Here is an 8,579-nt window from a genome sequence, read left to right on the forward strand (position 1 = left end):
AAAAGTTATAATTTTTCATAGCCTAATGACCATCCTGCTGTCAAGTGACCACATTTGATTTTGCATAATTGTTGCAATAAACAGAGCGGTTGATTGAAAATTAGAACAAAAACCTTATTTATGCTTTAATGTCAATTTCAGCGTCTTAAAATTAAATTTATCGGAGAAGTTTATTGGTCTGCTATATCGTATTTATATTTGAGTTAATTTGCTCATTGATCATAGACTCCCTATTTCTTTGTATATTGCGTGTTAAAATTTAATACGCCTATCAAATCCCTTCCCACTTTAACAGGACCTTTTACTCTTCTAATAACACCTAACTTTTTATAGTATCCGACATAAATTAAGGAGCAGTTTCCCATAGAACACACGGAAACTGCTCCTTTTTGCAAAATTGCGACACACGCGAGCCGTTACACTACGATCTCTACCCGGCTGCCTCCGGTTTTCTCTTTCGTTACAACGATCTGTTTCTCTATTTTTTCTTTCAGTTCCGTCACATGGGAGATAATGCCTACCAGGCGCTTTCCTTCCGTAAGACCCGTGAGGGCTCGGATGGCTTGGGCAAGGGACTCCTCATCCAGGGAGCCGAATCCCTCATCCACAAACATGGTGTCCAGTCGAATGCCCCCCGCGGCGGACTGCACTTCATCAGAAAGTCCAAGGGCTAGAGAAAGGGATGCCTTGAAAGATTCCCCGCCGGAGAGAGATTTCACGCTGCGCTCGGAGCCATTGTAGTGGTCGATAACATCTAGTTCCAGACCGCTCTGGCTGCGGTTGTTGTCCGCCTCCATCCGGTGCTTGAGCTCATATTGGCCGCCGGACATGACCAGCAACCGGAGATTGGCCCGCTGGATGATGCGGTCAAAGAAGGTCATCTGGATGTAGGTCTCCAGAGCAATTTTTTCCCGGTCACGTAGCCGTCCGTTCACGGTATCCGAGAGCACCTGCAGCCATTGCTGCCGTTTTTCCAACTGTTCCAGGTCCGTCGCTTTCTCGCAGATATTTAGTAGTGCGGTCTGGTTGGTGACCAGGCGGGTATGGATGGTTTTCTGCGCCTCACTTGTCTCCGTACGCTGCCGGGTCAACTCGTCGCTTTTCTGCTGCAATACCTCCATATCCGCTGTCTGTGCGCTTTTTAGAAAATCCTCCTGTTCTCTGATGGCGGCATCAGCGGCAGCCAGAGCCTTTTGCTGATCTGTGACCGTTTTTTTGGCCTGTTCCAGCGTGGCAGCAAGGGCCTGCAGTTCCTCCTGCAGCGCAGTGATTTTTTGCCGTGCGCCATCCTGATCCGGGAAGGGCAGCCGACCGCGCAGCGTCTGGAGCTGCCTGGACAGTTCCTCCTGCCGGCTACGGGCACCGGCCAGCTCCTCCTTCAGTTTCCCGGTGTTCTCCTCCAACATCCGCATTTCCTGTTCCATCAGGGGGATGTTCCGATTCAACTCCTGCTTTTTTTTCGGTTTCTCCCCAAATTCTTGCTCCAGTCTCGCCATCTGCGCGATTTTCTCCGTCACCTCAGATAAAGTCCGGCTAATTGCCGCCGGAGCGTCTTCCAGAGAGCAAGCCTGTAAATGGGCTAATAGTTCCCGATGAAGGTTGTCCTCCAACTGTGCTCGTTGTCCGTCCAGCGTACCCAGAGAGACCTCTGTCCGCTTGATGCTTTCTTTCATTTCCGCCGCTTGCTCTTCCAACTCTGTCAGAGAGTCTGCCTGGCGGGTAATTTCCTGCTCCAGTTCTTCCCGATGGATGAGTTGGGCCTCCTTCTCCAGCAGCACCTGGTGCAGCCGGGCAAGTTCTTCCGCCCCATACATCTGACAGGCGATAAGCTGCTCACGAGCTGTGCTCAGAACCGGCGAATCAATATAATCTGTCATTGCCCGAATCAACTGTTTTTCCTGCTCTTCGAGGCTAGCCCGCTGCTTTCCGGCAGCCATACTAGTATCCTGTGTTTTCTGCTGCGCCTCTTCCCATGCGGTTTTGGCCTCCTCCAGTTCCGCCTCGGTAGGGGCATCACCGGACAACCGGGCGGGGGTAGGATGATGGAGAGAGCCACACACCGGGCAGGGCTGGCCTTCCACCAGCGACTGAGCTAATAGGCCGGCCTGTTCGTCTAAAAAAGCGCGATTTTTCCGTCGATAAGTTTCCTCCAACTGTTCGGACCGCTCTCTGGCCTGCTCATAGTCCGACTGGGCTACTTGCAAAGAGGTTTCCTCTTCGTTGTATTTGTCCAGTTCACATAGCAGATCAGCCAAAGCCTGTTGTCTCTTCTGAGCCTGATCCTGGCGATGGAGGAGTTCCAATTTTTCTTCGGAAAGCCCGGCAGAGGCCTGGAACGTCTCCTGGTTGGCCCGCAGGCGCGCCTTTTCTTCGGCCAATCGGGCGGCTAATTCCTTCTGTTTTTGGATCAGTTCCTCATGTTGATGCTGCTCAGTATTGATCTTCTGAAGGCATACCTGCCATTGCTCGATCTGGGATTTCAAAGCGGCCAGCACGGCTTGGCGGCCTTCGGCCTGATCCCGCTCACGTAGCAGGCGTTCCTGCTCTGCATCCACCGAGGCCAGCCCATCCAGCTCCTGTTTCCACTTTCCCAGTAAGCCTTCCTTTGCGGCCTGCTCCTCTGCCTGCTGGCTGCATGTTTTCTCCAACGATTCAATGCTCTCCACCAAGGTAGCCAGTACCGCCTCTTGATTGGACAGTTCCTGATACCGGGGCAGTTCCGCCTCCAAAGCGGCCAGTTCTTTCCTCAGGGATTCCTGCCGGGGCACCTTTTCTTGCTCTGCCTCCAGGGCTTTCTGTGCCACCTCCATCTGCAATGCCAGCATTTCCCGCTCTTTTCGATCCTGCTCCAACTTTTCTCTGACCTTTTGAGCTTCCTGAGCCTTCCCCAGCAGGGTGGAGGTCTCTTTCAGTGTGCAGTCTAGACGGTCCAAATCCTTCTGACAGACTCCTTCTGCTTCCTGATCCTGATCGATCAAACGCTGGATCAGTTCAACAGTTTCCTGAAGGGGAAGATCTCCTGACTGAGCTTTCAGCAGGTTGGGCTGCAACAGATCATCTTCTTGACAGACTACGCCACCGATGTACTGCTGCACGCTGGCCCGAGCAGCCTGGCAGTCCCGCTGAAGTTCAATGGCCTGGCCCTTTACTTTTTCCTGAAACACCATGTAATACCGGGTCTTGAAAATTTCCCGGAAGATCTCCTGACGACTTTTAGTATCAGCCTGCAGTAGCTTGCGGAAATCTCCCTGCGCAATCATGGCGATCTGAGAAAACTGGCTGCGGTTGAGGCCGATGATTCCGGTAATCTCCCGTGTGACCTCTCGGACTTTGGTAATCAGACGGCCATCTGGGAGATGCAATTCCGCATCTGCTTTCTGGATTGTCGTACCGCTACCCTTTTTTGCGGGACGCTCATACTCCGGATTCCGGCGGACGGTATAGGTTTTTCCACCGTAGGAGAATACCAATTCCACCTGGGTGGGTGTCTCAGGCTTGGCATATTTGGAGCGAAACATAGATGGGTCCCGGTCATCTCCGCTGGGTTCTCCATAGAGGGCATAGGTGATGGCGTCAAAGATGGTAGTCTTACCCGCACCGGTGTCCCCAGTGATCAGGTAGAGCCCCTGCTCACCCAGCGGTTCCAGATCCATGACCACCGTCCCTGCATAAGGCCCAAAGGCGGATACAGTCAATTTCAGCGGTCTCATTTCTCACCCTCCTCCCAAATTTGCTCCATCCACATCCGGGCGAAAGCATGTTGTTCCTCGCCCATAGGCTGTCCATTCTGTCGCGTATAAAATTCCTCCAGCAGTTCCAGAGGTGATTTGTGCTCTGCGTCTTCCGCTCCATCCAGACAGATTCCCGCACGGGTACGTTTGTTGTCATAGTCCAGCTTCATCAGGTAGGGATAGATGATCTGGAGTTTACGCACAGCATCTGGAATGTCCTCCTCATCTGTGAGGGTTATGTGGATATAGTCCTCTTGGTAACTTGTTCCCTCATAGAAACCGCGGAAGGTCAGTTCCTCATAGGTACCCCGCAGCTCAACCATATCCCTCAGGGGAACAAGGGGCACCGTGCGGACGGATACGGTGCCCTTCGTCCCCAGCTCCACCACTGTTACAGACTTCTGATGTCCCGCCTCCGAAAAGGAATATTTCAGAGGAGTACCGCAGTAGCGCACCGTCTCCCGGCTCACCTGTTGGGGGCCGTGGATGTGACCTAGAGCCACATAGTCGAAGGACTCAAAGACAGACACATCCACATTGTCTGTCCCGCCCACGGACAACTCCTCCGAGTCGCACCGGGTGGCGCCGGTAACGAACTGGTGGGTGACCAATACGTTTCTTTCTACTGGGTCCACATTCATGGCCTCAATGGCCACACACAGGGCGTCCGTATAGGTGGAAATCTCCTGTTCGGGGAAGCAGCGGCGTACATGGGCCGGTTTCACAAAGGGCAAAAGATAAACTTTTACTGGACCATATTCGTCGATGAGCGTAATGGGAGTAACCTTGCCGTCATAAACTGGAGCCAGATAGACGCCGCTACTCTCCATCAGCCGGCCACCAAAGGCCATGCGCTCCGGAGAATCGTGGTTGCCGCTGATCAGGAAGATTCGAAGGCTTCGTTTGGACATTCGCACCAGAAAGTCATCCAATAGAGCTACTGCCTCAGCGGAAGGCACCGACTTGTCATAGACATCTCCGGCAATTAGGACCCCGTCCGGTTTCTCTGTATCAATGATATGGAGGATCTCTGTGAGGATGTATTGTTGATCCTCAAGCATGGAAAACTCATTGACCCGCTTACCCAAATGCAGGTCAGAGAGGTGAATGAATTTCATCGAAATACCCCCTAAAGCATCAGTGTTCGGAACCATGACTATCACATCGTATTGGTCGGGCCAAAGCCGAGTAATTGATATGTAGTTTTTTCCATTATACTGAATCAGCAAATCTATAGCAAGGTAGAATACCTCCGGTGAAATCAGGTGACTTCGCAGAGGTTATTCTTTGTATAGGCGTGTTAAAAATTGATACGCCTGGCTTGAAAAAACACTTTGCTTCTTGATCTCATCGAAGGTACAATACCCCAAACCTGAACATGCAAGAGAGCCCTTCTAACCAGGTAACGGCAGTTTTACTGCACCTGGTCAAGAAGGGCTCTTTGACCACATGTAAGACCACAGACAGCGTTGGAGTACACGGAAACATTGGAAATAAGATCGTTAAAAAGTAATTGCTTTGGAGTGGAAAGGACTATAAATTGCTATAAACAACCACAAAAAATGCTGGGAACCTCTTTAAGTCGTTTCCGGCGTTAGAAACGAATAATCGCAAAAAGATGACCAATAACTTCTCAAAGTGCGGATAACTCGCTCAAAGATTGTAAAATAGTTATACATTTTTATAAAAATTGACCATCATAAACAGCGACGAGGATTCTTTCAAAAAAGGAATAAAAGTACGAAAAGCGCCCAAAAGTGGGAGCGAAGTATTTGATTTCTCTTTTAATAATTGATTTTCTGGGAAAACGAAACTCGTTTGCGGCTCACTTCTTCACTCATCTCTTGATAGTATGTCTCAAGGGCTTTTTTGAATATGCTTTATAGTGCTTATTCTTTGTATATTGCGTGCTAAAAATTGGTACGCCCGTTGTCAGTCATCATCTATGTGTTTTCCTAACAGAGAACAGTTTCTGGGATTTTATCAATTCAAGTTTTAGTTGATAATTTCCATGTAATTAGGTATGATGGAAAAGAACCATCCAACCTTATGATTTGAAAGAAGCAACTAACCATATATAAAAATATCACAAGCAACTTACACTGTACGCATGGAATCATGCGTGATGTAGGCGAAAGTTTTTGGAGATGCACATGAATCAGTTAAAGATAACTTTGATTCTATATAAAAAATGGATTTTGCCTGTGGAGGAAACCACATCTGGGGGTAGATGTGGCTTCTTTCTTGCGGCCTTTTCACGCCCTGCGTCAGCCTGTCCAAGTGACAGGGTGTCGCGGGGCGTTTTTCTACCTTTGGAAAGGAGTTAAGAAATATGAGTCTAAACTACATCTGCCCCGGCTGTGGGACCTCTTTGGGCTATGAGGGATTGTGCTGGAAATGCAAATCTGAACAGGAGCGGAAGGCTGCTCTTGCCTGGACGCCGGAACAGATTGCCGAGAAGCAGAGAAACCTGATTCAGAACATCCAGAGGCTGGCTGATATGGAGGACCCGGAGTTCGCCGACTTCTGGCAGCTGCTTGGCTACCATGATGCCATCACCCCGGAGATTCAGCGAGTGGCACTGGCCGCAGAGGTGTTCTGGCCCTGTGAGATCTATTATCACGCTCCCGCCGATGTGCGGGATGGTCTGATCCATGCGCTGTTGTCCGCGGAATATTCCAGCGCGGCCTCCAACCTGATGAGTTGCCTTGCTATGCAAGGAGATGACAAGGCAATGGAAACTCTGCTGGAGCTGGAGCGAAATCCCCGGCCCTGGCGCAAGGGCCTCTATGTAGACCCATCCAGCTATGCGCAGATCGGAGGCTGGACCTTCGACAAGGAGGGCCAGAAAATCCAACTCAACTTCGACACCTGCTATCCTATGGTCAAGGGAACCACTGGCGAGAAATCTCCCGTCCGCATTGGCCGAGAACGGGAAGATACCTGTCCCCACTGCGGCGGACGCGTGGTGGATATATTGGTGCTGGACGGCCGGGATGAGCGTCTGAAATTTCTGGGGTTGGATGGTATCCTGACTGCCACCTGCTGCCCCAGCTGCGTGGGATTCCTCAAAGGCCCCGCCTTCAACCGGTTCACTCTGGATGGCGGCGTGGAGGTCTTTCCCTCCGAACTCTTTGACGGAGCGGAGAAGACGGATTGCTATGTCAGTCCCGAGGACTACAAGGCCCTCACGGAAAATCCCTTTGTGCTGGGCGAAGCGCCTGTGCCCCTGTTTTACGGCGCGGCCTGCCAGGATGTGAACACCATCGGCGGCTTTGCCAACTGGGTGCAGGACGCGGAATATACGACCTGCCCCCACTGTGGGAAGCCCATGAAGTACCTGGCCCAGATCCAGTGGGATACGGTGTTTGACTGTGCAGAGGGCGCGCTTTATGTGGAGTTCTGCCCGGACTGCCAGATCGTATCCATGCAGCACCAGCAGACCTGAGGGGAGAACCTATATGAGCTTGCCAAAGCGTGACGGCGTGCATGGCCGTTATTATCTGATCCATAAGCCGGATACTGACCCTGAGGTGCTGGTGGAAGCGGATCTCTGCATTCAGGATGTGCTGAGCGGCGCCGCCCGTGAAAATCACGCCGCCTACCCGACCGTGGTGCGAAATCATAACGGAACGCCCTTTCTCCCCAATCAGCTGCTGGAGCGGCATCTTTCCCGGCTGCCGCTGAAGGAATTTCCCTGCGAGGATGCGGTTTCCATCTGCGACGCCATGCGGCGGCTGGTGGGCTGGGAAGAGATCCGCTATGAGTTGGAGAAGTACATAGAAAAGCAGGTGCAGGAACGCTGCTTCCTTGTGGGAGAGCGGGAAGATGGCTTTACCGTCTTTCCGCCCTGCGCAGTGCGGCCGGAATTGCGTCCGGAGGATGTGGACGAAGGACTGCTGCGCTTTGCCTGCTATGTGGCTGTCTGCCATACCGTGTATGGGCAGAGTTTTGAATCCCTCACCACCGAACACATTCTCGGCTTGGTTTCCCAAATCCGTCCCGACATGGTAAAGGAACTGAAAACCAACGGCAGCGGCAAATTGCCAAAGGACATCCAACAACGTAAGACGGTGCATTTCACCGCATCGGCCAATGACGCCTTTGCCACCATCCGCATCACCGCCAGGGACTCCACGGAGGAGTGCTATGCTGAAATCCTGGACTACCTGTGCGCGGTGCTGGAGCAGGAGGAATTCCCCCGCAGTTACTCGGTGGAGTGCAGAGGAAAGGAGAAAATCTATCTGCCCATTCCCGGCTTGCCCAAGAAGGTGGAGTAGGGAGGCACCGCCTTGCCATATTACTATGGTAGGTTCGCACCACCCTCTCCGGGAACCGGACTTACATCTCTCAATGTATCCGGCTCTGTTATCGTTCGGTCAGCAGTTACTCACTGGTTGTGGATTGCAACATGGCATTTTTTGCACACAACCAGCGTTTTACTTTAGGGCATCCCCAGTTAGCGTTGAGCATAGGCAAATGTGGATTGTCGGTCTCCGCTTTCGTTTCCTTGCCATAGGTTCTCCTACAGATTGCACACCGTTTTTGATAACCGATTGATTGACACCTATAACCAATCGCCAGTGTGCCAGAGGTTACAGATACTTTCCTCCGCCTGACCGATAACAGAAATTAGAAACTTGCGTTCAGTAAACCCAACTTAAGCCTCATATCCACTTAACATTGCAGTTCAGTCGCACCAAGTTATCTTTAGGTGACTTACTGCTTTCCTGCCGTGCTGTGTTCCCGTTTCAGCTTTCGCCTTTCGGTTAGGCAGGTTGTTTCCCGTGTTATCTTACGGGGTAGTGCCTTACACTACTTTGCTCAACGCCCTATCTGGGCGCACGG

General features: G+C 51.6%; 4 protein-coding genes. 2 read left to right on the plus strand and 2 right to left on the minus strand.

Annotated elements, in window-relative coordinates:
- Positions 1 to 416: 416 nt before the first annotated feature.
- Positions 417 to 3,710, minus strand: coding sequence for an AAA family ATPase (locus ACLTXB_RS03220; RefSeq protein WP_412261078.1), 3,294 nt, complete (start codon positions 3,708 to 3,710; stop codon positions 417 to 419).
- Positions 3,707 to 4,849, minus strand: coding sequence for an exonuclease SbcCD subunit D (locus ACLTXB_RS03225; protein WP_317336483.1), 1,143 nt, complete (start codon positions 4,847 to 4,849; stop codon positions 3,707 to 3,709). Before ACLTXB_RS03225 ends, ACLTXB_RS03220 begins: the two co-directional genes overlap by 4 nt.
- A gap of 1,214 nt (positions 4,850 to 6,063) precedes the next feature.
- On the opposite strand from ACLTXB_RS03225, the gene ACLTXB_RS03230 reads away from it, so the two are divergent.
- Both ACLTXB_RS03230 and ACLTXB_RS03235 read left to right on the plus strand, forming a co-directional pair.
- Complete coding sequence (locus ACLTXB_RS03230; protein ID WP_428226104.1) at positions 6,064 to 7,179, plus strand: hypothetical protein; 1,116 nt, start codon at positions 6,064 to 6,066, stop codon at positions 7,177 to 7,179.
- A gap of 13 nt (positions 7,180 to 7,192) precedes the next feature.
- A complete protein-coding gene (locus ACLTXB_RS03235; RefSeq protein ID WP_428226105.1) occupies positions 7,193 to 8,011 on the plus strand; it encodes a DUF6138 family protein in 819 nt (272 codons plus the stop codon).
- Positions 8,012 to 8,579: the final 568 nt, after the last annotated feature.

The sequence above is a fragment of the Flintibacter sp. genome (assembly GCF_046973065.1).

What these genes read in the sequence shown, in the direction of transcription:
- ACLTXB_RS03230 (WP_428226104.1), top strand. Translation starts at nt 6,064, where the DNA reads ATGAGTCTAAACTACATCTGCCCCGGCTGTGGGACCTCTTTGGGCTAT.
- ACLTXB_RS03220 (WP_412261078.1), bottom strand. Translation starts at nt 3,710, where the DNA reads ATGAGACCGCTGAAATTGACTGTATCCGCCTTTGGGCCTTATGCAGGG.
- ACLTXB_RS03235 (WP_428226105.1), top strand. Translation starts at nt 7,193, where the DNA reads ATGAGCTTGCCAAAGCGTGACGGCGTGCATGGCCGTTATTATCTGATC.
- ACLTXB_RS03225 (WP_317336483.1), bottom strand. Translation starts at nt 4,849, where the DNA reads ATGAAATTCATTCACCTCTCTGACCTGCATTTGGGTAAGCGGGTCAAT.